26 protein-coding genes and 1 other annotated feature are annotated in these 26,449 nt (G+C 48.7%); all 26 genes read right to left on the reverse strand.

Annotation, left to right across the window (positions count from 1 at the left end; genetic code table 11):
* The gene (locus tag ACKKE8_RS20355) at positions 1-1,119 is read right to left on the reverse strand and encodes a mandelate racemase/muconate lactonizing enzyme family protein (RefSeq protein WP_409179172.1); all 1,119 of its coding nucleotides are present in this window, start codon (positions 1,117-1,119) and stop codon (positions 1-3) included.
* A gap of 20 nt (positions 1,120-1,139) precedes the next feature.
* A complete protein-coding gene (locus ACKKE8_RS20360) occupies positions 1,140-1,892 on the reverse strand; it encodes a TraR/DksA C4-type zinc finger protein (RefSeq protein ID WP_409179173.1) in 753 nt (250 codons plus the stop codon).
* A gap of 151 nt (positions 1,893-2,043) precedes the next feature.
* Complete coding sequence (gene ileS, locus ACKKE8_RS20365) at positions 2,044-4,821, reverse strand: isoleucine--tRNA ligase (RefSeq protein ID WP_409174644.1); 2,778 nt, start codon at positions 4,819-4,821, stop codon at positions 2,044-2,046.
* 46 nt (positions 4,822-4,867) lie between these two features.
* Positions 4,868-5,135: a binding site (T-box leader), on the reverse strand.
* A 90-nt stretch (positions 5,136-5,225) separates the two neighbouring features.
* Complete coding sequence (locus tag ACKKE8_RS20370) at positions 5,226-5,717, reverse strand: DivIVA domain-containing protein (RefSeq protein WP_007717747.1); 492 nt, start codon at positions 5,715-5,717, stop codon at positions 5,226-5,228.
* A gap of 100 nt (positions 5,718-5,817) precedes the next feature.
* Positions 5,818-6,591: an RNA-binding protein gene (locus ACKKE8_RS20375; protein ID WP_409174645.1), complete on the reverse strand. Its 774-nt coding sequence runs from the start codon at positions 6,589-6,591 to the stop codon at positions 5,818-5,820.
* Between the two features lie 12 nt (positions 6,592-6,603).
* Positions 6,604-6,870 (reverse strand): YggT family protein, encoded by a 267-nt coding sequence (locus ACKKE8_RS20380; RefSeq protein WP_409174646.1) that lies wholly within the window; start codon positions 6,868-6,870, stop codon positions 6,604-6,606.
* Between the two features lie 31 nt (positions 6,871-6,901).
* On the reverse strand, positions 6,902-7,327 hold the full coding sequence (locus ACKKE8_RS20385) for a cell division protein SepF (RefSeq protein ID WP_409174647.1): 426 nt from the start codon (positions 7,325-7,327) through the stop codon (positions 6,902-6,904).
* A 42-nt stretch (positions 7,328-7,369) separates the two neighbouring features.
* Positions 7,370-8,068, reverse strand: a complete 699-nt coding sequence (locus tag ACKKE8_RS20390) for a YggS family pyridoxal phosphate-dependent enzyme (RefSeq protein WP_409174648.1) — start codon at positions 8,066-8,068, stop codon at positions 7,370-7,372.
* 20 nt (positions 8,069-8,088) lie between these two features.
* Positions 8,089-8,919 (reverse strand): peptidoglycan editing factor PgeF, encoded by an 831-nt coding sequence (pgeF, locus tag ACKKE8_RS20395; RefSeq protein WP_409174649.1) that lies wholly within the window; start codon positions 8,917-8,919, stop codon positions 8,089-8,091.
* Positions 8,920-9,000: 81 nt separating this feature from the next.
* Positions 9,001-9,279, reverse strand: a complete 279-nt coding sequence (locus ACKKE8_RS20400; protein ID WP_015892085.1) for a YlmC/YmxH family sporulation protein — start codon at positions 9,277-9,279, stop codon at positions 9,001-9,003.
* A gap of 159 nt (positions 9,280-9,438) precedes the next feature.
* On the reverse strand, positions 9,439-10,218 hold the full coding sequence (gene sigG, locus ACKKE8_RS20405) for an RNA polymerase sporulation sigma factor SigG (protein WP_007717728.1): 780 nt from the start codon (positions 10,216-10,218) through the stop codon (positions 9,439-9,441).
* A gap of 149 nt (positions 10,219-10,367) precedes the next feature.
* Positions 10,368-11,090, reverse strand: coding sequence for an RNA polymerase sporulation sigma factor SigE (gene sigE / locus ACKKE8_RS20410; RefSeq protein WP_007717727.1), 723 nt, complete (start codon positions 11,088-11,090; stop codon positions 10,368-10,370).
* Positions 11,091-11,283: 193 nt separating this feature from the next.
* The gene (spoIIGA, locus tag ACKKE8_RS20415) at positions 11,284-12,237 is read right to left on the reverse strand and encodes a sigma-E processing peptidase SpoIIGA (protein WP_409174650.1); all 954 of its coding nucleotides are present in this window, start codon (positions 12,235-12,237) and stop codon (positions 11,284-11,286) included.
* 234 nt (positions 12,238-12,471) lie between these two features.
* Positions 12,472-13,620 (reverse strand): cell division protein FtsZ, encoded by a 1,149-nt coding sequence (ftsZ, locus tag ACKKE8_RS20420; RefSeq protein ID WP_015892088.1) that lies wholly within the window; start codon positions 13,618-13,620, stop codon positions 12,472-12,474.
* A 125-nt stretch (positions 13,621-13,745) separates the two neighbouring features.
* Positions 13,746-14,999 carry a cell division protein FtsA gene (gene ftsA, locus ACKKE8_RS20425; RefSeq protein WP_106653236.1) on the reverse strand — a complete coding sequence of 418 codons (1,254 nt, stop codon included), beginning with the start codon at positions 14,997-14,999 and terminating at the stop codon, positions 13,746-13,748.
* Between the two features lie 142 nt (positions 15,000-15,141).
* On the reverse strand, positions 15,142-15,489 hold the full coding sequence (locus ACKKE8_RS20430) for a small basic family protein (RefSeq protein ID WP_007717721.1): 348 nt from the start codon (positions 15,487-15,489) through the stop codon (positions 15,142-15,144).
* Positions 15,490-15,491: 2 nt separating this feature from the next.
* Positions 15,492-16,238 carry a DUF881 domain-containing protein gene (locus tag ACKKE8_RS20435; RefSeq protein WP_409174651.1) on the reverse strand — a complete coding sequence of 249 codons (747 nt, stop codon included), beginning with the start codon at positions 16,236-16,238 and terminating at the stop codon, positions 15,492-15,494.
* Positions 16,239-16,258: 20 nt separating this feature from the next.
* On the reverse strand, positions 16,259-16,969 hold the full coding sequence (locus tag ACKKE8_RS20440; RefSeq protein ID WP_409174652.1) for a DUF881 domain-containing protein: 711 nt from the start codon (positions 16,967-16,969) through the stop codon (positions 16,259-16,261).
* 22 nt (positions 16,970-16,991) lie between these two features.
* Positions 16,992-17,777 (reverse strand): cell division protein FtsQ/DivIB, encoded by a 786-nt coding sequence (locus tag ACKKE8_RS20445; RefSeq protein WP_409174653.1) that lies wholly within the window; start codon positions 17,775-17,777, stop codon positions 16,992-16,994.
* A gap of 131 nt (positions 17,778-17,908) precedes the next feature.
* A complete protein-coding gene (gene murA / locus ACKKE8_RS20450; protein ID WP_409174654.1) occupies positions 17,909-19,165 on the reverse strand; it encodes a UDP-N-acetylglucosamine 1-carboxyvinyltransferase in 1,257 nt (418 codons plus the stop codon).
* Between the two features lie 15 nt (positions 19,166-19,180).
* Complete coding sequence (murB, locus tag ACKKE8_RS20455; RefSeq protein WP_409174655.1) at positions 19,181-20,086, reverse strand: UDP-N-acetylmuramate dehydrogenase; 906 nt, start codon at positions 20,084-20,086, stop codon at positions 19,181-19,183.
* Positions 20,087-20,188: 102 nt separating this feature from the next.
* On the reverse strand, positions 20,189-21,292 hold the full coding sequence (gene murG / locus ACKKE8_RS20460; protein WP_409174656.1) for an undecaprenyldiphospho-muramoylpentapeptide beta-N-acetylglucosaminyltransferase: 1,104 nt from the start codon (positions 21,290-21,292) through the stop codon (positions 20,189-20,191).
* Between the two features lie 80 nt (positions 21,293-21,372).
* Complete coding sequence (gene spoVE / locus ACKKE8_RS20465) at positions 21,373-22,467, reverse strand: stage V sporulation protein E (RefSeq protein WP_409174657.1); 1,095 nt, start codon at positions 22,465-22,467, stop codon at positions 21,373-21,375.
* Positions 22,468-22,532: 65 nt separating this feature from the next.
* The gene (murD, locus tag ACKKE8_RS20470) at positions 22,533-23,897 is read right to left on the reverse strand and encodes a UDP-N-acetylmuramoyl-L-alanine--D-glutamate ligase (RefSeq protein ID WP_409174658.1); all 1,365 of its coding nucleotides are present in this window, start codon (positions 23,895-23,897) and stop codon (positions 22,533-22,535) included.
* Positions 23,894-24,865 carry a phospho-N-acetylmuramoyl-pentapeptide-transferase gene (mraY, locus tag ACKKE8_RS20475; protein WP_409174659.1) on the reverse strand — a complete coding sequence of 324 codons (972 nt, stop codon included), beginning with the start codon at positions 24,863-24,865 and terminating at the stop codon, positions 23,894-23,896. The genes murD and mraY overlap by 4 nt, the downstream gene beginning before the upstream one ends.
* Before the next feature lie 42 nt (positions 24,866-24,907).
* On the reverse strand, positions 24,908-26,386 hold the full coding sequence (locus ACKKE8_RS20480; RefSeq protein WP_409174660.1) for a UDP-N-acetylmuramoyl-L-alanyl-D-glutamate--2,6-diaminopimelate ligase: 1,479 nt from the start codon (positions 26,384-26,386) through the stop codon (positions 24,908-24,910).
* Positions 26,387-26,449: the final 63 nt, after the last annotated feature.

Consider the following 26,449-nt stretch of genomic DNA (forward strand, 5'->3'; position numbering starts at 1 on the left):
TTACGCATAAGCGCTACCGTCCCAGCGCAACGCGTTAATAATCTCCCAATCAGGGTCGATGCCAATTCCAGCGCCAGCTGGAAGCGTCACTTCGCCATTTATGGGTCGTAGCGGAAATAATTGTGTAAACGGGTTCTCCATGACATCCCATTCGACAGGCTCAATCGGATGGCTATCCATCTTGGTCCATGCCAACAAGCAAGCTTGTGCAAATAACGTATACAATCGTGCCAGCGAGCCATCAAAGGAATGCGGAGACACGCGATAGCCAAACTGACGGGCCATTTGTAGATGCGTTCGATAATCGTCAATGCCCCCCGTATGCATCAGGTCAGGCTGAGCAATATCGATAGCGCCCCCCTCATACAAGGGCAAAAACTGTGCGCAACGAATCAAGTTTTCTCCGCCAGCAAGCGGGATGGATAATGACGAACGAAGCTTAACATACTCGTTTGTACGATCCATGGGCATCGGCTCCTCCAGCCAAAGCCAATTGCCATAACGGGAAAAAAGCCCTTCCCACTTCCTTGCAGTCGCACAGTCGTAGCTCTGATTGGCATCTACCGCTACTTGAACTTGTTCAGGAAGCAATTTCATCAGTTTTTCGATATGCGTCTGATCCTCTTGTACAGAGCGCCCACCAATCTTTACTTTCACCATCTTGAAGCCATCGTCGACTTGCTGGCTGACTTGCTTCCATGACTGTTGCATCCAGTCTTCTGTTTCACGATAAGATTGGAGGGAGGCATATACCGGGATGCGAGAATGAATCTGGCCTCCCCACAGTTGACATACAGATAGCCCCGCTGCTTTCGCCAAAATTTCCGTAAGTGCCATACTGACACCTGAAGCCGATCGCTGATGCCACTTTCCTAGGACATCGACAATGGCTACTCTGTTATCGACCTGCTTACCTAGCAAGTACGGAATGATGCGCTCACAAAAGCCCTTATGGAGCGTCGGCAGCCAATCGATAATTTCTCCCCAGCCATCTATTCCAGCCCGTGTGATAATCCGAATGAGATAACTGGTTCGATAACGCTTATACCCATTCGCATCGCCGTAAGCTTGCGATAGACGATGAAGTAGCGGATACGTTTCCACGCGCTCAATTTGCAGGTCTGCGACCGCTACCTGGCTCATGAGTAATCATCCATACCCTCTCGTTCTGCTTGCTCTCCCTCGTAATCATCATAGGAGAGGAAGTTTCCTTTCCCTTCTCCTTTTCTCATGTACTCCTCATACGTCCCGCTTCTCATAAAATGCACACTGTCCGGTCCGTGATAGCCCTCAATATCGGTATAACCGATCTCCTCTACGGCTTCGACAAAACCATCCGGCTCATTGCTCTCGATATACATTTCGTCGTAATCCGTTTTGTCGGGTTCCTGGTACGAGAAAGGCGTGCTGGATGTCCCCCATGACTCGACAATTTGCCAAGCATCCTCACCGTCAAATCCATTCTGCCCTTCTTTTTCATCCAAAGAAGTACGTCCGAATGGTGGCTGCAAAAACTCCTCTTCAATCGGACGTGACTCATTGACTAACGGTGCTGGTGCGTGCTCCTTGCACGTTTGTGCCTGAGGCAGTGCTTCTAGTCTCTCCACAGGTATTTGCTCTCCACAGACCGTACACAGGCCGTAGGTGCCTTCCTCCATACGCAGAAGCGCCTGATCAATCTCTTTTAAAGTCTCACGATCGAGACTGTCTAGAGCCAAATCTTTTTCCCGCTCAAACATCTCACTGCCGATATCTGCCGGATGATTATCGTACATGGCAAACTCCTGCAAAGAGGTTGTCATCGGTTCTCTCATGCCATAATGGTCCTGTACGCGGTCTTCCAGTTCCTTTTTCTGTTCCAGCAGCTTTTCTCGGAAGCTGGCCACCATCATTTGGTCCACGCTGTACACCACCTTTGTTTGGTTTCCTCAACAGGTAGTATGTCTTGGTCCCGTAGGAAATATGACCAACAAAACGGTTAGACGTTTTTCACAGAAAAAAACCTGCCATCCCCAATAGGATGACAGGTTGATCAACCGATTTTTATTCTGTTACATGTGCGTAATGTTGTTCTACGATATCTGCGCAACGTACGCAGAGTGACGCGTGCGACTCGCGAGTGCCAACATCAGGTTTTACTACGCGGCAACGCTCGCATTTTCCACCGTCTGCGGCTGAGACCACAGCAGCAATTCCTTCGAGTTGTACCGCTTCTGCCGGAGCAGATCCGCTGTGTACATCCACGTGAGCCACGATGAACAGGTCAGCCAGATCGTCCATTGCTGCCAATGTTTTCGCAACTTCTTCCGTTTGTGGGTACAGAGCCAGCTTCGCGTCAACAGAGTTACCGAACACCTTGTTGCGACGCGCTTCTTCCATGGCTTTGAGTACCTCGTCTCGGATCGCCAGGAACGCATCCCATTTGCTCTCTGCTTCTGCTGCAAAGCTGAGATGTTGTTCGTCACCTTCTGGCATATCCGTCAACTGCACGCTCTTCTCTTCCACGCCTGGAATGAACGCCCACACCTCATCGGATGTATGCGGCAACAGCGGAGCAACCAGCTTCACCAGACTGAGCAAGCAATCGTACATCACTGTTTGTGCAGCGCGTCGTTTCAAACTATCTGGCGCTTCTACATACAGACGATCCTTGCAAATATCCAGATAGAACGCGGACAAATCAATGACGCAGAAGTTGTGAACGGCATGGAAAACGGTATGGAACTGATATTCATCGTACGCTTTGCGTGTACGCTTAGCGACTTTTGCCGCTTTCGCCAGAACATAACGGTCCAGCTCACCCAGCTCTTCGTACGCTACGCGGTCTGTTGCTGGATTAAATCCATCCAGGTTACCCAACAGGAAGCGGAACGTATTGCGGATTTTGCGGTACACCTCAGCGATCTGGTTCAGAATCGCATCGGAAATGCGCACATCAGCCTGATAATCAACAGAAGCTACCCACAGACGCAAGATGTCTGCGCCCATCTTGTCAATAACTTGTTGAGGCACGATGACGTTACCGAGGGATTTGGACATTTTGCGTCCTTCTCCATCCAATGCAAAGCCGTGGCTCAGGACAGATTTGTAAGGAGCTGTGCCATACACGGCAACACCTGTCGAGAGAGAAGAGTTGAACCAGCCACGATACTGGTCAGAGCCTTCCAGATACATGTCAGCTGGCCAAGCAATGCCTCTTTCACGCAAAACAGCCTGGTGGCTGGAACCGGAGTCGAACCAAACGTCCATGATATCCGTTTCTTTGCGGAAATCCTTGCAATCGCATTTCGTGCAAGAAAGCCCTTCTGGAACGAGCTCATTTGCTTCACGAGAGAACCATACTTTCGATCCTTCTTTGCGGAACAGATCAGCAACATGGTTGATCGTCGTGTCGTTAATGATCGGTTCATTACACGATTTGCAATAGAAGATTGGAATCGGTACACCCCATACACGTTGACGGGAAATGCACCAGTCGCCACGATCCGCAATCATGTTTGCCAGACGCGTTTCTCCCCAATGCGGAATCCATTTTACATTTTTAATCGCTTCGAGCATTTGCTCACGGAATCCGTCGATAGACGCGAACCATTGCTCTGTCGCTCGATAGATAACCGGTTTTTTCGTACGCCAGTCATGTGGGTAGGAGTGTGTGAAGAAATTGAGCTTCAAGAGTGCTCCGTTTTCTTTCAGCTTTTCCGTAATCACTTTGTTGGCATCTTCGTAGAACAGACCTTCAAAGCCTGGTGCCTCATTGGTCATTTTACCTTCGTGATCTACTGGGCAGAGGACACCCAAATTGTATTTTTGACCAATGTTAAAGTCATCTTCCCCGTGACCTGGAGCAGTATGAACGCAACCAGTACCTGCATCCAAGGTTACATGCTCACCCAGGATGAGTGGAGACTTGCGATCGTAAAACGGATGCTGAGTCTCTATGCCTTCCAGATCTTGACCTTTAAAGGTCGCAAGAATCTCTACGCCTTCCCAGCCAATTTCTTTGCTCGCAGCTTCAATCAGACCGTTGGCTACCAGGAATTTGCGGCCATCTGCCTTCACTACGTTGTACTCGAGTTCAGGGTGCAGGCTGATTGCAAGGTTTGCTGGTATTGTCCACGGAGTCGTTGTCCAGATAACAACGCCTGTTTCTGTGTCCAGCTTGCCTTTTCCATCTGCTACCTGGAAGCTGACGTAAATAGAAGGAGAGCGCTTGTCCTTGTATTCGATTTCTGCGTCAGCAAGTGCCGTCTCAGAAGACGGAGACCAGTACACGCAGCGCAGACCTTTGTAAATATAACCCTTTTTCGCCATTTCGCCGAATACGCGAATTTGGTTGGCTTCATACTCAGGCAAGAGTGTCACATAAGGGTTTTCCCAATCTCCGCGAACGCCCAGACGCTTGAATTGGTCGCGTTGCTTATCGATATAAGACCAAGCATAGTCTTCACAGCGCTGGCGGAAATCGTTCACTTCGATGCTGCGACGATCCAACCCTTGTGCATTGATAATCGCTTGCTCGATCGGCAAACCATGTGTATCCCAGCCTGGGATGTACGGCGCATAAAAGCCTGCCATGGATTTGTAGCGAACGATGAAATCCTTGAGGATTTTGTTCAGTGCGTGACCGATATGGATGTCTCCATTGGCATACGGAGGGCCATCATGCAAGACAAAAGACGGGCGGTCTTTTGTACGATCTAACACTTGTTGATAAATATTTTGCTCTTCCCATGCCGCGTGCATTTGTGGCTCGCGACTTGGCAAATTTCCGCGCATGGGGAAATCTGTTTTTGGTAGCGCTAAGGTTTTGCTGTAATCCATGGCCTGATTCACTCCTTAAATAAATAAAAGCCTTCACTCATCCCATAAAAGGGACGAGAGAAAGCTCCCGTGGTACCACCCTGATTGAACAAACCCGTACGACAAAAAAGCCTGCATCGGATTCGCTCCACTTCACTCATTCGTAACGGGAATGACGCGCTCACTTACTCACCTGTTTAACCATCGAGGTTTCTGGGTTTTCGGATATTGAACTCCCGGGTGATTTTCTGCGAAAGCAACTGGCCGGGTTTTCACCTTTTCCCGACTCTCTAGGCAGTGCTGGCTCACGTACTCTTCCCGTTCATCGTCTATGATTTGTATAAGCGTGTTCAACTTCTATAAGTGCTTTATTTCGAAAAAGTTGTCTTTCATTATAATACCATCATTGCTCGAACGTCAATGATTTATTCAACTGTTACAGGCGAATCAACTTGTGGCTGTTCAATGCTATCCCAATCGCCATTTTCCAGCATTTCCAACTGTGCTTCCAAGAGCGTCCGAAAGCGCATACGGTAAACCGAAGCACGTTTTTTTAATTCTTCGATTTCGATTGCGATTTTGCGCGACTTCGCCAATGCTTCATTGACGATTCGGTCGGCATTTTTCTCGGCTTCCTTTAAGATGAGCTGCGCTTCCTTGCGGGCATTCGACTTCACGTCCTCCGCTGTCTCCTGCGCCACCAGAATCGACTTGCTCAAATTTTCTTCCAAGCTCTTATAGTAATCTACGCGCTCATTCAGAATGGCTACGCGCTCTTCCTGTTCTTTTTTCTCTTTTATCAAGAGCTCAAAATCTTTGATCACCTGATCGAGAAACTCGTTCACTTCGTCAATGTTATACCCACGAAAGCCTGTGCTGAATTCCTTATTGTGTATATCCAACGGCGTTAATGGCACATGAACCCCCCACTTTTCCCGATAATTCGTCTTCAATCATTTCGACAGGATTAGCATTGTTTCCTGCCGTATTTTACAATTTTTTGCGCCATGGTCCATCTTATGTAACCAGTCCGACAATCATGCGAAGTCTTCCGCTGCGTGTTGGACCTGCTACCTCAAGAATTTTGAACCGACCATAGCCTGCAAGAGATACCATATCTCCCATCTGGAGTTGATAAGACGGGTCTTCGATTACTTTCCAGTTGATTTTTACTTTTCCCGCTCGAATTGGAACCAGTGCTTTTGCGCGAGACATATTGTGTACTTCTCCGATGATCGCGTCCATTCGCGGTGATGGCACGGTGATTGTTTTCTCTGCAAACTTGGGTGCAGGCGGTGTAAACGCCTCCCATGCTACCCGCTCAAAATGAACAGATGTCCGATGAATTTGCGTCACCTGCCCACACACAAAATCAGCGACTTCCTCTGCTACAATCGCGTAGCTGCCATCTGAATCTGTCAGCATATCTCCGAATTTTTCCCGCTTCATCCCGACGCCCAGCATCGCCCCCATCACATCTCGATGCTCCAGCACATGAAAGCGCTGATCAGCCTTGATTGCCAATAAGGTAAGGCGATAATCCTCAGGCTCAACAGGGAGGTACTCCGGATGGATGATAATCCGAACACGCTCGGCACCCTCGTAGCCTCCATAAGGAGAAACCTTCACATCGCTTACTTGTGAAGATAGGCTCTGAAAAATCATCAACTGCCTAGGGTCTACAAAATCAGTAAGGCGCATGGCCTGCTTCCGCTCTACTTGCGTCAGCATTTCCAGCGCCCGTTCAACAAAGGGACGTTCTTCTTTTGAAAAATGGTTAAATATGCTCATCGTTTCACTCGCCTAGAACATGATTTGTTGCAAAATGGCGAACAGGCCAGATTGGGCAAAGCGCAGTGCAATCAATGCGACAATGGGGGAGATATCGATGAAGCCCAGCGGTGGGATAAACCGGCGAAATGGAGCCAAATAAGGCTCAACCAGTCTTTCCAGTAACTGTCCGATGCCTGTACCTCTCATTTGAGGGACCCACGACATCAAAATGTAAGCAATAATCATGTATTGATATACCGTAAAGGCAAAATTTAAAACCGAAAAGACAGCAATCATTTGCTCACCCTTTTAATTTCGTCTTAATTGGCTACTCTTCCAACACACTGGAGATCGTACCCTGAATATCTACATGGTCAGGCGTGCACACGAAGATCGTGTCTCCGACCTTTTGGATATCGCCGTTTAATGCGTAGACCGTCCCGCTCAAAAAGTCGATAATTCTCTTGGCTTGGTCTTTTTCCACACGATGGAGGTTGACCACAACGGGTCTACGATGACGCAGGTTGTCAGCGATATCCTGTGCGTCACTGTAATGACGGGGTTCACAGAGAATCAAACGGATTCCCTCCTTTTCCCGTGCTTGAAACGGTACCACGTTATTAGCTCGGCCCATCGGCTGGCGTTTGTGCGAGGATTCCTGCTCTTCTCTTTCCTCTTCAACCGTTGTTGTCTCTTCGATGTATTCCTCGTTTTCTAACCCCAGAAACCCCATCAATTTGTTCATAACACCCATACTCTTCCTCCTCTCTTACTCCGTGGTTTGGTCTGTTTTCCTTTACTCCGACTTGACCAATACCGATCCCAAACGAATATATGTAGCTCCCTCTTCAATGGCCACTTCAAAATCACTAGACATGCCCATGGACAGCTCTTTCACCTGTGCGTGCGGGAATGCCATTTCGTTAATCCGTTGCTTCCACTCATAGAGGCCACGGAACACCTGTCTGGCTTCCTCTTGATTTTCGACAACAGGCGCCATCGTCATTAATCCAACGATACTTATATGTTTCATATTACTGGTTTCGCGCAAAAAAGCCAATACGTCATTGGGACTAAGCCCAAATTTTGTCTCTTCGCCGGATATATTGATCTGCAAAAAGCATTTTACGACATGATCCAACGCTTCACCGCGTCGATTCAGCTCTTGTGCCAAAGAAAGTCTGTCCAGAGAATGGATGTACGGGAATCGTCCTACAACTTCTTTTGCCTTGTTCGTCTGGAGGTGCCCGATAAAATGCCAGATCCCTTTATCGCCGTGTAGCTGGTGCTTAGGGAGGGCATCCTGTACGCGATTTTCCCCGATATTCTCTACGCCTACAGCGAGCAAGTCCCCAATGGCATCTGCATCGACATACTTGGTCACGGCAATAATTTTTACTTCCTCACGTTTGCGGTTCGCCCGATCGCAAGCAGCCTGAATTCTAGCTTCGATGGATTGCAGTCGTTCTTTTAACAGTTCTTGTTCCTTGGTCATAACGAACCCTTCCCTTTCTTCTACAGGTTTTCCTTCCAACCGATATAGGAAGCCATACGTCCGGTAGTTCCTTGTATCCCGGCTTCCTTGCGATGAGAGAAAAACAAGTCTGTTCTGCAGCTTGTACACCAATCTGTGGATACAATATTCCCTGAAGAAATTCCTGCTTCGAGCAATATCTCTGTGTTCAGCTGACGAAGGTCCAGCATATACCGCTCCCCTGTGGAGGAGATGACTGCTTTTTCCCAATCGGCTGCACAAGTGCGTACTTGCGTCATGATTCGCTCATCGACTTCATAGCAACAGCCGCCAATGGATGGGCCAATTGCGACGCGAATGAACTCTGGCTTGGCCTGATAGTGCTTCGTCATGGCCTTCACCATTTCCTCGGCAATACGGCCCACTGTTCCCTTCCAGCCTGCGTGCGCAAGACCGATTGCTCCCGATTGGGGATCTAGAAAATAGAGAGGAACACAATCTGCATAAAACGAGGTCAGCATGACTCCTTTTTCAAGGGTAAACAAGCCGTCCGTTGCAGATATGACGTCCTCCAGACTTTCTTTCCCCGCACCGCCTGCCGTGACCTGGCATACCCGATTACCGTGCACTTGATCGGCGCATGTCCACTCCGTAAATGACATCCCGACTTGTTCTGCCAGCTTGCGTCTATTGGCTACTACGTTTGCAGATTCATCACCCACATGCAGCCCCATATTAAAAGACCCGTACGGTTGTTCACTTTCCCCGCCTGAGCGAATCGTAAACCCCGCTACTAAGCCAGGAAATTGTTGCTCCCATTCTGTTAACGATAAGATTGACTTATCCTCTACCCTGACAAATGGTTCTCTCATGTTGTCACCTTCCTCATATGGCTAATCATACCATAGCCGAAAAGAAAAGAAAGGCTATCCGTGCCTTTCTCCCTTTCCTCGTTAGTATTCATCTCCACCTGAAGTTTTTACTTCAACTTTAAGTGCTTCTTCCATCCGAACAAGCACCACATCTTTCCCGATCTTCACAATATTGCGCCAGGGTATGACATAATCGTTCCCGGCAGAAAAGAAGCCGAGAAACTTGCCTGGTCCCGGTACCACGATAGCCTCTACACGACCGTGACGCAGATCGATCTCCAAATCTGAAATTTGCCCAAGCCGTTTCCCATCGAGAATATTTACCACTTCTTTGGTCTGGAAGTCAGAGATTTTTACCATTCTTCCTCACCTTCTTTTCTCCGTTACTTTCAGTATATGAGTCCAAAGAGGAATATGTCCGCTCTTTTGTCAAAAAGTAAGGTGAATGAAAACTAACTTTTCCGCTCGTACAAAAAAACCGACGGTACAAGACCGCCGGGTCACCTATTTGGTTTCTCCTTACGATTGAACATGCTTTTGCATATGGGCAATTGCCGCTTTTTCTAATCGAGAGACCTGTGCCTGTGAAATACCGATTTCCTCTGCTACTTCCATCTGCGTTTTTCCTTCGTAAAAGCGCATGGATAATATCATTTTTTCTCGGTCACCTAGCCGCTGCATTCCCTCACGAAGCGCAATTTCCTCTACCCACGTGACATCTTTGTTCTTCTCGTCACTAATCTGATCCATGACGTAAATCGGATCGCCGCCATCCTGATAAATCGGTTCAAACAATGAAACCGGATCTTGGATCGCATCGAGTGCAAACACGACGTCTTCTTTGGCTACGTTCAATTCCTGAGAAATCTCGATAATGGTAGGCTCTCGCGAATGTTTGTTGGTCAGATTGTCACGCACCTGCAAAGCCTTGTACGCGATGTCTCGCAAAGAGCGGGAAACACGAATCGGATTGTTGTCCCGTAAATAGCGTCGAATTTCTCCGATGATCATCGGTACGGCATACGTGGAAAACTTCACATTTTGTCCGAGATCAAAGTTGTCGATCGCTTTCATCAATCCGATGCAGCCCACTTGAAACAAGTCATCCACGAACTCTCCGCGATTGTTGAACCGTTGGATTACGCTAAGCACCAGTCGCAAGTTGCCGTTGACCAGCTTCTCGCGGGCAGCCAGCTCCCCACTTTGCAGGCGCTCAAACAATTCCCGCATCTCTTTGTTTGTCAACACCGGAAGCTTGGAGGTATCTACCCCGCATATCTCTACCTTATTGCGCGTCACGTCTTTCCCTCCTCGAAGCAAGAAAAAAGTCCCTAACCCGGTTGTCTTGAAAGGCCGCGTAACTGACGCGTAGCCGACCAAGAAGGTGGCAAAAACCACCATCTGTTTCGGTTTAGGAACAGTATCCCCCCAAGCTGGGAAAATATGCGTTAGACCATCTTGTTGAATTCTTTTCGCAACCGTTTTATAATTCGCTTTTCCAAACGCGAAATATAGGACTGTGAGATACCCAATAAATCCGCTACATCCTTTTGTGTCTTTTCCTCTTCTCCCGCTAAGCCGAAGCGCAGCTCCATGATAATTCGTTCTCGGTCAGACAGCTTATCCAGCGCTTTTTTCAGAAGCTTTCGATCCACTTGGTCCTCGATGTTTTTATAAATCGTGTCATTCTCCGTACCCAAAACATCTGAGAGCAACAGCTCATTGCCATCCCAATCAATGTTAAGCGGTTCATCAAAAGATACCTCTGAACGAATTTTATTATTGCGGCGAAGATACATGAGGATTTCGTTTTCGATACAACGAGAAGCATACGTTGCCAGCTTGATGTTCTTGTCTGGATCAAAGGTGTTCACTGCCTTGATCAAGCCGATGGTGCCAATGCTGACCAAGTCCTCAATGTTAATTCCCGTATTCTCAAACTTGCGGGCGATGTATACGACCAGACGAAGATTGCGTTCAATTAGCATACCGCGGACAGCCGGGTCACCAGACGGCAGTCGTCCGAGCAGCAGCTCCTCTTCTTCTCTGGTCAACGGTGGAGGCAATGCTTCACTCCCGCCAATATAATAGACTTCTTCGGCGCGTACACCAAGCCAGAGCAAGATTCGGTACCAGGTCAATTGGAGTTGTAGGCGAAGTTTTACATACATGATTAGCCCTCCTGTTTGAGAATAAAGGTTGATTCTTCTCTTATTTCCTGTTCAAAAGTCGTCTTTTCAGCACCGAGAAAGCGGCGAGAATCTGAAGAAGGAGGAGCAGAGTGTAGGGAACCTACATGAGCACCGGACTTCGAAGATGAACGTCGCTTTCGATGCCGATTCAACTCTCTTGACTTCTTCGTGATCAAAAGTTGACTTTTTGAACTTCCGCTTCATAGGTTTCCATCATGGCTGGGTGCACGATGGCCTGATACTTGCCGTCAGCGGCCAATGGGATCGGGTTAAGCCCGATTAACACCCGTTCTGTTTCAAAACGAATGCCGTCTTGCACGACCATGACATGGTCTGGTTTGATTGCGAGTAAAAAATCCATACCTCTTGACACGCTGCGATACGGGATCAAGCGTACCCGAGACTGCCATTCCAGCGGCAGATGGTCCCAAGATCCGTCCAGCTTCTCCCACACTCCACCGTTTTCATCGGCTTGTCGGAGAAGCGACGGCGGAAGCAAATGTGCGAACATCCGATTCTCCATAATCATGACGGGTATGCGTGTAATCGGCTCGTGGAGCTGGTTTCCTGTATCCACAAGTCCACGGCAAATGACTTTTTCCCCTGCCACCGTAACGACGACGTCGACGAGAAAGGTTTCGATTCTTCGCGGCTCCTGGATCGCACGGTAGCTCTTTTTCCCGAGGAAAAAAATCAGGATAAAACCGATCAGGACAATCCCAAAGGTTGGCTTGAAACCAACGCCAAACCCATCATTATGCGTGACAACCAGTCCATTCACAATTTCACTCTGCGGTGCCAAAAAATACTGTAGTCCAAGCACTCCCCCTCCGAACACAAATGCGACAAAGTAAAAGATGATCAAGTTTTGCGCAAAGGACAGCAACCTCCTGTTCCCAAAAGCAATCCACAGCATGATGACAGAAAAGAGCAGTTTCACCCACCATTGATACATCGGTGAGAACACAGGAAAAAAGAAAAAGACCAGATACGCGGAGCCAAACAGGGAGGCAAATATCATTCTCCACCACACCATGCGCTCTTTACGAAAATAAGCAGTAAACCAGAGTAACAAGGTATCAATAGCCACATTCAGGAGTAGAATGATATCAAGATACACAACCACTTGCTTTCCCCCTCATCTTTTGACCGACTTGGCAGCAAGCATGTGTCCTAGCAAAAATGGTAAATAGTAGGACGACTTCTATCAGTAAAAGCAGTATATATCAATGTGTATGTAAAGTCTGTCAATTCTTGACGGTGTTTTTTTGGTTTTTTTGTCTAACATTTTTCATCCAATCAACAAAAAAAGCCTTGTCCCCACTGACGGGAACAAGGCTTTTGACAGTCGTTTATCGCTTTAGTTTTTGTTGCGGCGGCGATTGCGCAGGAATGCTGGAATATCCAGATTATCCAGGTTGCCCATGGAGAAGAAGGACTTATCTTCCTCTTCTTCCTTCGCACGGCTGTTATTCGTATTGGAAACTGGTGTCGGACGATTGCCAGGCGTGTTGATCGGCTGTTGTTGACGGCGAGGAGCTTCCGCCGCGCGTTGACTATGCTCGAAGCCTGTAGCAATTACGGTCACTACCAATTCATTTTTCAGATCCTCGTTAATCACCGCACCGAAAATCATGTTAACATCTGGGTCCGATGCAGAAGATACGATGTCGGCTGCTTCGTTTACTTCGTACAAGCTCAGGTTAGTACCACCCGTGATGTTCATGAGAACACCGCGTGCACCATCAATCGCAGTCTCGAGCAGTGGGCTGGAAATAGCGCGACGAGCTGCTTCAGCCGCACGATTTTCGCCGCTGCTTACACCGATTCCCATGAGAGCAGAACCGCGCTCAGTCATGATCGTCTTCACGTCAGCGAAGTCCAAGTTGATCAGTCCAGGTACCGCAATCAGGTCGGAAATACCTTGAACCCCTTGTCGCAGTACGTTGTCAACTTCGCGGAACGCTTCGAGCATTGGCGTATTTTTGTCAACGATTTCCAAAAGGCGGTCGTTAGGAATCACGATCAGTGTGTCTACTTTTTCTTTCAGAGCAGCGATACCGATCTCTCCGTGCTGGGAGCGTCTGCGACCCTCGAAGGAGAACGGACGGGTTACTACACCAACGGTAAGAGCGCCCATTTCCTTAGCGATCTCTGCAACAACAGGTGCTGCACCTGTACCCGTACCACCACCCATACCGGCAGTTACGAATACCATGTCAGCTCCACGCAGAGCGTTTTCAATCAAATCACGGCTTTCTTCCGCCGCTTTTTTACCGATCTCAGGATTCGCACCTGCTCCAAGTCCACGTGTCAACTTTTCCCCGATTTGCAGCTTGATATCTGCACTAGAGAGCTGAAGTGCTTGCGCGTCGGTGTTCAAAGTGATGAATTCTACACCCTTTACTCCACCTGCGATCATGCGGTTTACTGCGTTGCTACCTCCGCCCCCGCAACCAATAACTTTAATTCGTGCAAAGGATTCCAAATCCATATCAAATTCCAGCATATTGCTAGTCCTCCCCAATTCAACATAAGAAAACTTCGTGGCTACAGAAGCCTGTCAACTAAACACAATGGAACGAATCAATCCTCATCTTCGCCATTGTAGTTAAGCTCGGTAAGCGAACTCCCTTAAATAAATTCGCTAAACCAGTTTTTCACTTTTTCCATCAAACCGCCGCCTTCTTTTGGCTTAGACGAGACGGTTTGCTTCTGAGTGCCCTTGAATGAGGGGGTGACGCGAATGCTGCGGCGCTCCATCAACTGCAAGGCATATTGAATCAAACCTACCCCGGTGGTGTAGGCAGGATCTCGCACTCCGATGTAATCAGGAATCGCAATTCGAACAGGTGCGTCCAATTCTTCTTTTGCCAATTCCAACATGCCCGGCATGGCTACGGTACCACCCGTAAGAACATAGCCCCCTGCAATTTCGTCGCGGTAGCCCAATTTGTATACAGCATCCTCGACTAATTGGAATATTTCCGCAGCGCGCGGCTCGATAATATTGGCCAAATCCACTTGCGTAAATTGCTTTTCGACTTCGCTGCCAATCCGGTTCACCTTGAACTTCACATCTTCGGATGCTTCGTCAATAAGAGCACAGCCGTGTTTGGTTTTCACACGATCTGCCACATCTGTATGCGTGCGTAGTCCCAGTGAAATATCGCTCGTAATGTGGTCGCCACCGATGCCGATCACGGTGGTCGCTGCCAGTTTCCCCTGCTCGAATACACCGATCGTGGTAGAACCCGCACCGATGTCGACTAGAACGACACCCATATTTTTGTCATCTTTGGATAGAGCAACAGTGCTAGCCGCAAGCGGTTGCAAGAATATTCCAGCTACACGCAGATTGGTTCGTTGAGCACAGCGAACGATGTTATGTACGACCGTTTTCAACCCGGTCACAATGGTCCCTTCCATTTCCAGGCGGACACCAATCATCCCACGCGGGTCCTTAATGCTCCCTTGTCCATCAACGATGTACTCCTTTGGGACTACCTCGATGATTTCACGGTCTGGAGGAATAGCCACGACCTTCGCTGCCTGAATTACGCGTTGAATATCTTCTTCTCGTATCTCACGGTCTTCGCTGGATACAGCGACAACCCCTTGGGTTTCATGCAGATCGATATGGTTACCAGTGATCCCCACATACACTTCTTCGATTGAAACGCCAACCATGCGCTCCGCATGATCAACCGCTTCCCGGATGGCATGCACGGTTTGGTCGATGTCTACAATCACGCCCTTCTTGATGCCTTCTGAGTGTGATTGTCCGACGCCGATGATGTTGATGGAACCGTTGTTGATCTCGCCGATCATGACGCGTACTTTGGATGTTCCAATGTCTAGGCTGACTATGAGTTCATTGCTTACCAAACCTGTGACACCTCCCCTGCTACGTCTTTTTTCTTGCTAAAGTGAGAACACCTGCATAAATTATTCCACACAGGATAACCATTCCCTTTTTTTCTTATTGATTTTTTGTAAAAAAATGACCATCTTCCCATTTTTCTTCGCGTTACTCTTGCTGATTGATCCATTTGGATAGAACAATTCTCCTAATGACAGCGAGATTGTTGAACAAGCGGACCCCGAAAGCCACGATCGCAGCCAAATACAGATCAATCCCCAAGAACCCTCCGATGAAGGCCAAGCCTGCTGCAAAAAGTGTGTTAAAAAAGAATCCAGACATGAAAATACGAACGTTAAAAGTACGTTCTAAAAACGAACGAATCCCCCCAAAGATCGTATCCAATCCAGCCAAGAGGGCTATTGATAGATAGCTGCTATACTCCTGGGGCACACGCCAATCCAGCAGGAAGCCGACAACAAGACCGACAATCAGTCCGATAAGCGGGAGCCACATGGTTACGAATCTCCTTTTTCTTTCACAGGTTTCATAAATTGAATGACACGTGTTTCGTTATTCGCTGAAATCATCAGCTTGTCCCGTTTTTCTGCCAGCACCTTTTTATTCCCCAGTTGGAAGTTCTCTTCTACGCCCTCCAGCTTCAATGCGGACAACAATACTTCAGGTTCCCCCAATGCTTTTATCTCATACGGAGCCCTGATTGTCCTGGTATCGATTTGGATGACGTCTCCCACATTGCGGATCGCAGTGGTAGCAATCAGTCGATGGCCATTAATGGAAACAGCTTGTGCTCCGTTTGCAAACAGGATATTTACCAACCAGCGCAAATCTTCATCGTCAATCGTATAGTCTCCTACAACAGGCACAGGCATATGTTCATCCATAACTGGTTGTTCAGGCGTATGGGCATCGACAACATCAATAACGATGCCTTCTCCCTCCATCCCTACCATACCAGCCATCCGGCGAGTCCGTGCCAACTCCTCTTTCATAACGGAGATACTCTCATCTTCACTGAGTGAGGTTTCGTATTGGTAGTACAGCTGATTATACTTTGAAATGTCTGCGAGCAGGTTTTTGTGTTTCTCCAGTTCTTTTTGCAACGTGGTCCGAAGTTCCGCGATGCTGCGAGACTCTTTATGAATAGGATGAAGACTGCTTCGTAATTGCACAGTCAACATCACACCTATGATAGCACTAATAATGGCAAGAATAAATGTGATTTTACGGCTTTTTTGTAACATAGGTAAACGCATCCTTTTATTTAGGAGTGTTTCGTTTTCGCATCACCAACAAAGGCAGGCAGCTCAACCCGCTCTTTTTTGGCTACGCTTATTTGGACAAAATCTTGCAAGGAGTGCAAAACACCTCCCGGCAAATTCAAAGCACTGTCTAGTGTGTCGGGGTTTCCGATCGCTGTTACAACGAACGGAGCAGCCGACTTGATGCCGTTGACGATGATCGTTGGTCCAATGCAACGAATCTCGGAATTACTCACCACTCGCTGTCCGTTAATGCTGATCGCCTCTGCTCCTGCAGCACGCAGTTCATTGACGACCAGGCGCACATCCTGCTCATGTACGATGTAGTTCGCGATATCTGCACTGTTCGCTGCATTCTGGCTATCCTGCATCGTTATGACGATACCCGGCCCTGCGACAGCGACTACCCCTGCCAGCATCCGCGCTGCATCCAGTTGACTGAGTGTCTCTGCAGCCTCCGATTTACGCTCCGCCATCGCTTCTTCCACTTTTCCCACCTGACGCTGCAAATCGAGCAGTTGATTTTCCAGATGCCGATTTTGCTCCTTCTCAGCCAAAATCCGGTCATTCAATTGCGTTTCCTGTTGGAACAGCTGATCATTCATCCGTTCTTTGCGCGTAAGCTTGTTCGTTTCGAAGGAAGTGGCCACTAGAAAGCCGGTTGAAAACGTCACGATGGTTAAATACAAATGAAATTTGCGACGACGACTCATTGTCTACTTTCCCCTTTTTCATTTACTGCTGTGGCTTCTCTTGTCCTTCCTGAATAGGAATAGCCCCTTGAGCACCGTATGGAATAAACCACGGCTGCTCAAACAAAGAGAGCACCCCTTTTGTATCTGGCGGCAATTCTCTCACGATCGCCGGGTACCAGTTCATCATCTTGTCGAGCTTGTAGATGACGCTTCTTACTTCATTCCCGTCTCGCATGTACAGCGTGACGCGTTGCTTGTCGTAAACCGTTGGCGTCAGTGTAATATCCGAAATTTCCGCGAGTACATCTGGCGATAATTTCGAGAGCGACTTGGCGAGATGGGGAAGGAGCTCAGGTGAGGCCCACGAGCTAATCAATGGCCTGTCCACTACGCGCTTGGCGAAATTAACCTGTTTGAGCACATAGCCATTGTCCAGTAAAGCATAACGGCTTCCGTCCTGCCCACTCCAAAAAGCGACGCGCTTTTGTTCGGTTATATGTAGCGTGATCAATCCGGGGAAAGAGCGGCTCACCGTCACATCTTTAATGGCCTCTAACGGTTTCAAGTTATTTCGTACACTGTTCTCCCATACGTTCAGAAACTGCATGTCCTTTATTAAGCCAGATTGTGCAATGATTTGCTCGGTCGTATAAATATCATTACCAATCACTCGAATCTCTTGCACCTTACTGTAAGGGGAACGGATAAAAACGATGATGAGAATGGTAAGAAAAAACAACACCAGTAGAATGACCAGCTTGCGGTTGCCCCTTCTTCTGGGGCGTTGTTGCTTGACTTGCGGAATGCGTTCCTCATATACCGCCATGGCCGTACCCTTCCTCATGTTTTTTAGGCTCATTGCCCAGAGTAAAGTAAATTACTGGATGTCTTTCGAATAAATGTCATTAAACAAAACAGGGAAAGCGGCATAACATTATGCCGCCCACTCTCCCTCGGTTAAATCGATACGCGTGATATATCGGCTCCTAATTGGCGCAACTGCTCTTCCAGCCGATCGTATCCACGATCGATATGATGGATCTGGTTCACCGTGGTAATACCGTCTGCAGCAAGCCCTGCGAGGACTAAGGCAGCACCTGCTCGAAGATCGGTAGCTTCGACATTCGTAGCGGTCAATTTGTTGACACCCCGAATGATTGCGGAGCCAAGATCTACGTATATAGAGGCGCCCATTCGCGCCAATTCATTCACATGTTTGAATCTTCCTTCAAAAATAGTCTCTTTGATGACACTCGTTCCCCTAGCCTGTGACAGAAACACCATCAGCTGCGCCTGCAAATCGGTTGGAAACCCTGGATATGGCGAGGTGATGATCCGGTCGTAGGCACGTGGACGGGAGGTGCTTTTGATTTCCATTATATCATGGCGGGTCTTGATTTCAACACCGCAGCTACGAGCGACCTCAATCAATGCCATTAATTGATCAGGCAGTGTATTGGTCAACTCAATATGTCCCTGTGAAATACCGACAGCCAGCAGATAGGTTCCTGTCACAATCCTGTCCGGTATGATCCGGTAACTGACGGAACGCAAGCGAGGTACACCACTGATCTCAATCGTATCGGTGCCTGCCCCTCTGATCCGTGCGCCCATTGCATTCAGGAAATTTTGGAGGTCGATGATTTCCGGTTCTCTCGCTGCATTACAAATTCGGGTCGTGCCTTTTGCCAGCACAGCCGCCATCATGATATTTTCCGTCGCGCCCACACTGGGGAAGGAAAGAAAGATATTGGACCCACGCAATTGTTTGGCCCGAAATGTAATGTAGCCTTCCGATTCTTCGATCTTGGCTCCAAGCGCAGTCAATCCAGCCAAGTGCAAGTCAATCCTGCGCTCTCCAATGTCACATCCACCTGGCCTGGAAATCGTGACCTCACCCAGACGTGCAAGGAGTGGTCCCGCCAAAAAAATTGAAGATCGCATTTGGCTCATTAAATCATCCGGCACCTGCGGGACACAGACAGACGTTGTATCCAGATTGACACATCCGTCCTCATGCTTCGTATTCGCCCCAAGCAACGTCAAGATTTCGAGCATGACTTTAATGTCTTTTAGATGGGGGACGTCATAGATATAGAATTGCCCTTCCGCGAGCACAGCAGCGGCAAGAATGGGAAGAGCAGCGTTCTTAGCACCTTGGATCCGAAGCGAACCGGACAGAGGTCTTCCGCCTTCGATCGCAAAAGTCTCCAAACTTTCACCTCCGTGTTACCCCTCGCCCACCACTAGGACTTCCGGATGCAGGTCAATCCCATTTTTCTCGAGAATGGTGCTCCGAACGTGATCAATCAAGGTGAGGACGTCGGCAGCCGTTGCTCCTCCGCAATTCACGATGAAGTTGGAGTGTTTTTCTGAAACCTGAGCTCCTCCGACCCGATAGCCCTTCAGCCCAGCTGCCTCAATCAGACGACCTGCGTGGTCATTTGGCGGATTTCGGAACACGCTGCCGGCACACGGCATCTGCAGTGGCTGCGTATTGCGCCGTCGTTCCTTATTGGCAGCGAGCGTGGCCGCAATCTCCTCGCGGTCGCCCGTCCGCAATTGAAAACGGGCTTCTAGCACGATCCCTTTTTGCTTTTGCAAAAGAGAAGTCCGATAGCTAAAGCTCAGTTCCTCGTTACTCAACACTTTACTTTCGCCGTTTTCGAAAAGGATCTCGGCATCAATAAGAATACGTGAAAGATCAGATCCGTGTGCCCCCGCATTCATATAGACGGCGCCGCCTACCGTACCAGGAATACCTCCTGCGAACTCCATACCTGTTAATCCCATCTTGCCTGTCTCCACCGCCAGGCGGATCATGGAATATCCGGCACCCACACACACCTCTTCGCCCCTGAACTCACAGTGGCTCAAGCCCTCGGCCACTTTAAGCACGGCTCCACGTATCCCTCTGTCCCTCACCAGAAGGTTTGAACCGCGCCCGATTACACTCCAAGGAATTTCATGACGATGGATGATCTGCAAGGCTTTTTGCAAGGATGCTTTATCCTTGGGTTGGATTAACAAATCAGCAGGACCCCCGATCCGCCAAGTTGTATGATTAGCAAGGGGTTCATCGGTCCACACTTTTTCGATTCCTGCTTGCATGAGTTCATCTGCGATCTTTTTCATTTGTGAACCTCCTGATACGTTTGCTAGGTCGGACCTAGTCTTCTCACGTGTTTGCTCCATACTATGCGTTCGCCCAGATCGGCGTGACAATCGCCCATCTGATCATTTTTTTCGTGTAATCGCCTCTAATTGACGGACAATCTCCGTCGCAGCTTGCGGCATCCCCAAGGAAAGAGCACTGTTTTTCATCTCTTCCCATTTTGCTGGATTGGCAAGGATATTTTCCAAGGAAAGTAACAAGCTCTCTCCAGTAAGCTCCCGCTCTACGATGACATGAGCTGCCCCTGCACGCTCCAATCCCCTTGCATTTTTCTCTTGATGGTTGTTCGTGACATATGGAGACGGAATCAAGATCGAAGGCACACCTAGTGCCGTTATTTCCGCCAAGGTAGATGCCCCTGCACGACCAACCAATACATGCGTAGCCGCCAAAACATCCGGCATATTATGGACGAAAGGAAGCACAGAAATGTTACTTGGAACTGTTCCCAGTTCACGAAGCTGTGCCGAAATCGTTTCAAAATGAACGTCGCCTGTCACATATACAAAATGAGTATCGGCATATTTGCCCAACTGCGTAACAACGGAAAGGACCGCCTCATTGATTGCGCGCGCTCCCCTGCTGCCACCAAAGATCAGGACGATTTTTTTGTTGTTGTCCACGCCCAAAAAGCTACGACCCGCCTCTACATTACCATGCATGACTTCCGTTGCACGCGGATTTCCGGTTAGTACTGTTTTGGACGGGGGAAAATGGGCAAGCGATTCTTTGAACGAAACGGCCACCCGGGTAGCTGAACGAGAAAGAAACTTGTTGGTCAAGCCCGGCACTACGTTTTGCTCATGGATGAGAGTCGGAATTCCCAATCGCGAAGCTGCATATACGACCGGACCACATACGTAGCCACCGGTCCCAATTACAACATCCGGTTTGAATTCGCGCAGCATTTTCTTCGCATCGCCAACCGCCCGGACGAATTTCCACAAGGTCTTCAGGTTGTCCAACGACAGCTTGCGTTTCAATCCGCTAATTTCCACCGATTGGAAAGGGATATTTGATCTCGGAACCAAACCTGCTTCCAAGCCTTTTTTACTGCCAATATACAAAAAGGCAGCCTGCGGATTTTGGCGGGAAACTTCCCTCGCCACCGCAAGCGCCGGATAAATATGTCCACCTGTGCCACCGCCTGTTAAGACGACACGCATACGTTCACACCCTTTTTTTGAGAAGGAGTAGCAATAGGCTGATTTACTTGCTTATTGCGTACTCCCCGTTGAGGTTTCTATTATCGAGAAAAACGAGAGATGTTCAATAAGACACCTACACCAGTGAGCATCAGTGTCAATGATGAACCACCGTAGCTCAAGAACGGCAACGTGATCCCTGTCACCGGGAACATCCCTGTCACAACACCAATATTAATGACTACCTGGATGGCAATCATGCCGATGATCCCTAGCGCAAGCAGGCTTCCGAACAAATCTGGAGCCGTAATCGCCGTTCGCATTCCCCTCCACAACAAGAGGAGGAAAAGCAGGAGAATGAGCGTGCCTCCGATGAAGCCAAGCTCCTCCGCGACAATCGAGAAAATAAAATCATTGTAAGGCTCAGGCAGGTACAAATGCTTCTGTCTGCTTTGCCCTAGACCAAGACCCAACAAACCGCCGGGACCTATTGCGTATAGAGACTGGATGATTTGATAGCCAGTATTAAGAGGGTCAGACCACGGATCGAGGAAGGACGTAATCCTTTTGATTCGGTAAGGTGCTGACAAAACCAAGCCGATGAAGCCAACAACCCCAATCATTCCCAATCCAACAAAATGACTGATCCGCGCACCTGACGCAAAAATCATGACCACGGCAGTTCCCATCAAAACCGTACCTGTACCCAAATCCGGTTGCAGCATGATCAAGCCAAAACAAAGAACTGGGATTCCCAAGGCAGGCATAAGACCTTTTCGGAACAAGACAATTTGCTTCTGATTATCGGAGAGCCACTTCGCCAGAAATACAACGACGCCAAGCTTTGCAAATTCACCCGGTTGAATACCAAAGGCTCCAAAACCAAGCCAGCTTTTCGAACCATTTACTTCAATGCCAATGATCAGAACCAGAATCAACAAACCGATGCTCACCAAATACCCTGGCTTGGCCCAGTGCTTCCACACCCAGTAGTCGATATTCATCGTAATGTACATGGATGTAATCCCTAACAGAGCGAAAATCAGTTGCCGCTTGGCGAAAAAATACGGATCGGAAAATGGCGGCTTTTGCGCCACGATCGCGCTGGCGCTGTATACCATCACGATGCCAATTCCCAATAAAAAAAGTGTTGCAAAAATAATTACGAAGTCGGGGGCAGAGCGTACCTTGCTCATTATGCCAGGTCATCCTTTCTCATGCCGTCCCGCTTTTGTCATATTCTTGATGATACAGTGGGACGTTATGCTAGGCTTGTTTTAAGTCTATGCACGCCGTCCTTAAACATGCTCCCCCTTGTCTCAAACGAAGGAAACATGTCCCAACTCGCACAAGCAGGGCTCAGTAAGACCACATCACCTGATTCGGCCAACTGGGAAGCAGCAAGAACGGCTTTTTCCACAGTATCGACATGGATACGCTCATTAATCCCTGCTTCCTGAGCACGTTCCAGTAAAATCGGTGCCGTTTGCCCGAGAGCGATGACTGCTTTTACCCGCCCTTGGATCACGGGCAACAGTTCCCGAAAATCAACACCACGATCCAGCCCGCCACAAATCCAAACGACCGGCTCCTTGCACGCTTGCAAGGCACGCGATGCCGCTTCCGGGTTGGTCGCTTTTGAATCATTGAAGTATTTGACACCGCGAATCGAATCCACGAACTCCATCCGGTGCTCTACCCCCGGGAAGGTAGTAAGAACTTGTATAATCGATTGCTTGTCCGCGCCTGCGAGCTTCGCAACGAGAATCGCTGCCAGAGCGTTGTCCAGATGTGGAACGGTAATGTCCGCTACCGCAACGATTGGCTCTGTATTCCCATTCCCATCCGCAAACAGGATCAAACCATCTTTGACAAAGGCTCCCTTTGGCACCTCTTGACTCTTGCTAAAGTAGTAGATGGCTGCAGGAAGGTCTTTGCATTTTTCTACGATTTCTGTTTGGTCATACGGCAAAATAGCTGCGTCATCTGCCGTTTGGTTGGCAAACATCTTCAGTTTGGCTGCCAAATAATCATCCATTGTGTGATGGTAATCCAGATGAGCAGGATACAGATTGAGCAAAACACCGATACGCGGGCGGAATTCCCTCGTCCCCATCAGTTGGAAGCTACTCAATTCGGCAACGAGCCATTCGTCAGGACCAGCTTCCTCCGCCAGGCCGCACAACACGGTACCAATGTTGCCACCTACCTTCGCATCCAGACCCGCTTCTTTGAAAATGAGTCCGATAAGGGTAGTAGTCGTGGTCTTGCCATTAGAGCCTGTAATGCCGATAATCGGTGCCTTGGCAATCTGGGAGGCCAGCTCCACCTCCGTCACAACAGGAATACCTAATGCCTGCGCCTGCTTGACGGGTGCTGCTTCATACGGAATCCCCGGGTTTTTGACGACAAGGGATATGCCTTCATGAATGAGATCATCTGGGTGATAGCCGCAAATGACCGGAATCCCCAACGTTTCCAGCTCTTCTATCCCCACTGCTTCTTCACGTGGCTTTTTATCATTTACGACGACATGAGCACCAAAGCGGTGTAGCAGTTTTGCCACTGCGACACCGCTCTTTGCCATACCAATAACGACGACATGCTTATTATGAAAACGCATCATCTGATTGTCACCACCTCAAGGTATACACCCAATCCAGCAAAGAACATACCGACGAGCCAGAACGTGACAACCACGCGCCACTCTGACCAGCCTGTTAATTCAAAATGATGATGCAGGGGACTCATACGGAAAATACGCTTTCCACGTGTCTTAAAGGAGACTACCTGCATAATAACAGAGAGCGTCTCGACAACAAATACCCCACCGATAATAGCCAAAAGCAATTCCGTCTTGGTCATGATTGCAATTCCCGCCAGCGCTCCACCAAGTCCGAGTGAACCGGTATCACCCATGAACACACGTGCCGGATGGGCATTGAAGACAAGGAAGCCAAGTAGCGCACCTACAACAGCCGCACTAAAAATAGCGGTGTCATAATCTTGACCAAACCATGCGATGATCGCATAAGCACCAAAAGCAATTGCTCCCGTCCCTGCCAATAGTCCATCCACTCCATCTGTGATGTTAACGGCATTCGTTGTACCTACCAAGAGGAACAACAGGAATGGGAAGTAGAAATAGCCGAGCTCCAGCTTCCACGGTGTACCTGGCAGATGAATGGACGTGTCATGCCCCATCATGAGCAGCAAAATATAAGCGCCGATTGCCAAGACAATCTGACCAGCAAACTTCTCTTTGGCGGTCAACCCGAGGTTGCGTTTTTTCTTGATTTTGATGAAATCATCCAGAAACCCGATTAAACCGTATCCGAGAGTCACCAATAACAGGAAGTAAATTTCCATTTTCGCATTGGCAAACTTCAACACGGTAAATATGAGTGCCAAAAGAATGATGGTGCCTCCCATGGTGGGAGTTCCAGCCTTCTTATAATGGGATTGCGGCCCTTCCTCACGAATTGCCTGCCCAAATTTCAGGCGGCGAAGGAAGGGAATAAACAATGGGCCAATGAGTACGGCGATGAGAAACGCAGCGACGATCGTGACGATTAGGACGTTGTCAACGAACATGCCCGAGCCTCCTTTCTTTCGATGCAGTGTGTAGCATCTGTTCTATTCTTGGTTGTACCGGGCAATCGCTTCGCGCGCAACTTCACGGTCATCGAAGGGCAACACCTGGTCTTTAATCATTTGATACGTTTCATGTCCTTTTCCGGCAATCAAGATCACATCTTCCGGCTTTGCAAGCGAGACCGCATGCGCAATTGCTTCGCGACGGTCTGTCAGTGCCACATAACGATCAGGTGCCACTTCCGACAAGCCAGCCAGCATGTCATCGAGAATCGCCTGCGGCTCCTCCGAGCGCGGATTATCTGATGTTAAGACGGTCAGATCAGCGTATTTCGTTGCAATTTGCGCCATGATTGGGCGTTTGGTTCGATCCCTGTCGCCTCCGCAGCCAACAATGCAAAATACGTTGCCACGGGCAAATTCCTTGACCGTCATCAATGCATTTTCCAAGCTGTCTGGCGTGTGGGAGTAGTCGACGAGCACCGCAAACGGCTGACCAGCATCTACTGCTTCAAATCGCCCATTTACACCCGCTACCTCTTCCAGGCTCGCTTTGATCGCTTCTAGCGGAATCCCTTCTGCGAGTGTAACCGCGATGGCTGCCAAAGCGTTATACACATTGAACTTTCCCATCAGCTTCAAGTTCAGACGCGCACTGCCAGCGAAGCTTTCGACTGTAAAAGAAGTTCCTTTACTGGTGATTTCGATTTGCTTCGCCCTTACATCTGCTGGTTGATCAATGCCGTATGTAATGACTCGCGCCGGTGTAACGGTAGCATATAATTCGGACGCCTCATCATCCGCATTCAGTACAGCTGTTTTTAGACGGTCTGTGTCATAGCTGTTGCCCAGCTGAGAAAACAACAATGATTTGGCGTAGCGATAGTTTTCCATCGTTTTATGATAGTCGAGGTGATCTTGCGTCAGGTTGGTGAAAACCGCTGTATGGATTTCGCAACCCCGGACTCTTCCCAACTCCAGTGCATGAGAGGAAACCTCAATAATCGCATAGTCTGTGTTTACATCGCACATGCGACGAAAGCTTCTTTGCAAATCTATGGCATCCGGAGTCGTATTTTTGACTTCCTCCGTTACGTCTCCAATTCTCATATGGATCGTTCCGATTAAGCCTGTTTGCTTGCTTTGATCGCGCAAAATTTTGTCGATCAGATGCGTAGTGGTCGTCTTGCCATTTGTCCCCGTTACGCCAATGACTTTTACTTCTTTCGTAGGAGATCCGAAAATACGATCAGCCAGCATAGCCATTGCCCGCCGGGTATCCGGTACTTTGACAATAGTCGCTGGCACGTCCAGATCTTTTTCGGATAACACGGCAACGGCACCATTCTTCACCGCCTGGGCCGCGAACGTATGTCCATCCACGGTATATCCAGTCAGACAGACAAACAAGTAGCCGGGCTTTACCTGGCGCGAGTCTGCTGTCAAACCCGTAATCTCCATGCTGTCATCCCCCGAAACCGTTACTGGCAACAAAGGCATGAGCAGATCCCGTAGAAACATGAAACAGGCACCCCATTCTCCAACTAGTATAGACAGAAATTTGAACATTTGTACTTGGCTACG

The sequence above is a fragment of the Brevibacillus fortis genome, assembly GCF_046196545.1.
Lineage (GTDB): Bacteria > Bacillota > Bacilli > Brevibacillales > Brevibacillaceae > Brevibacillus > Brevibacillus fortis_A.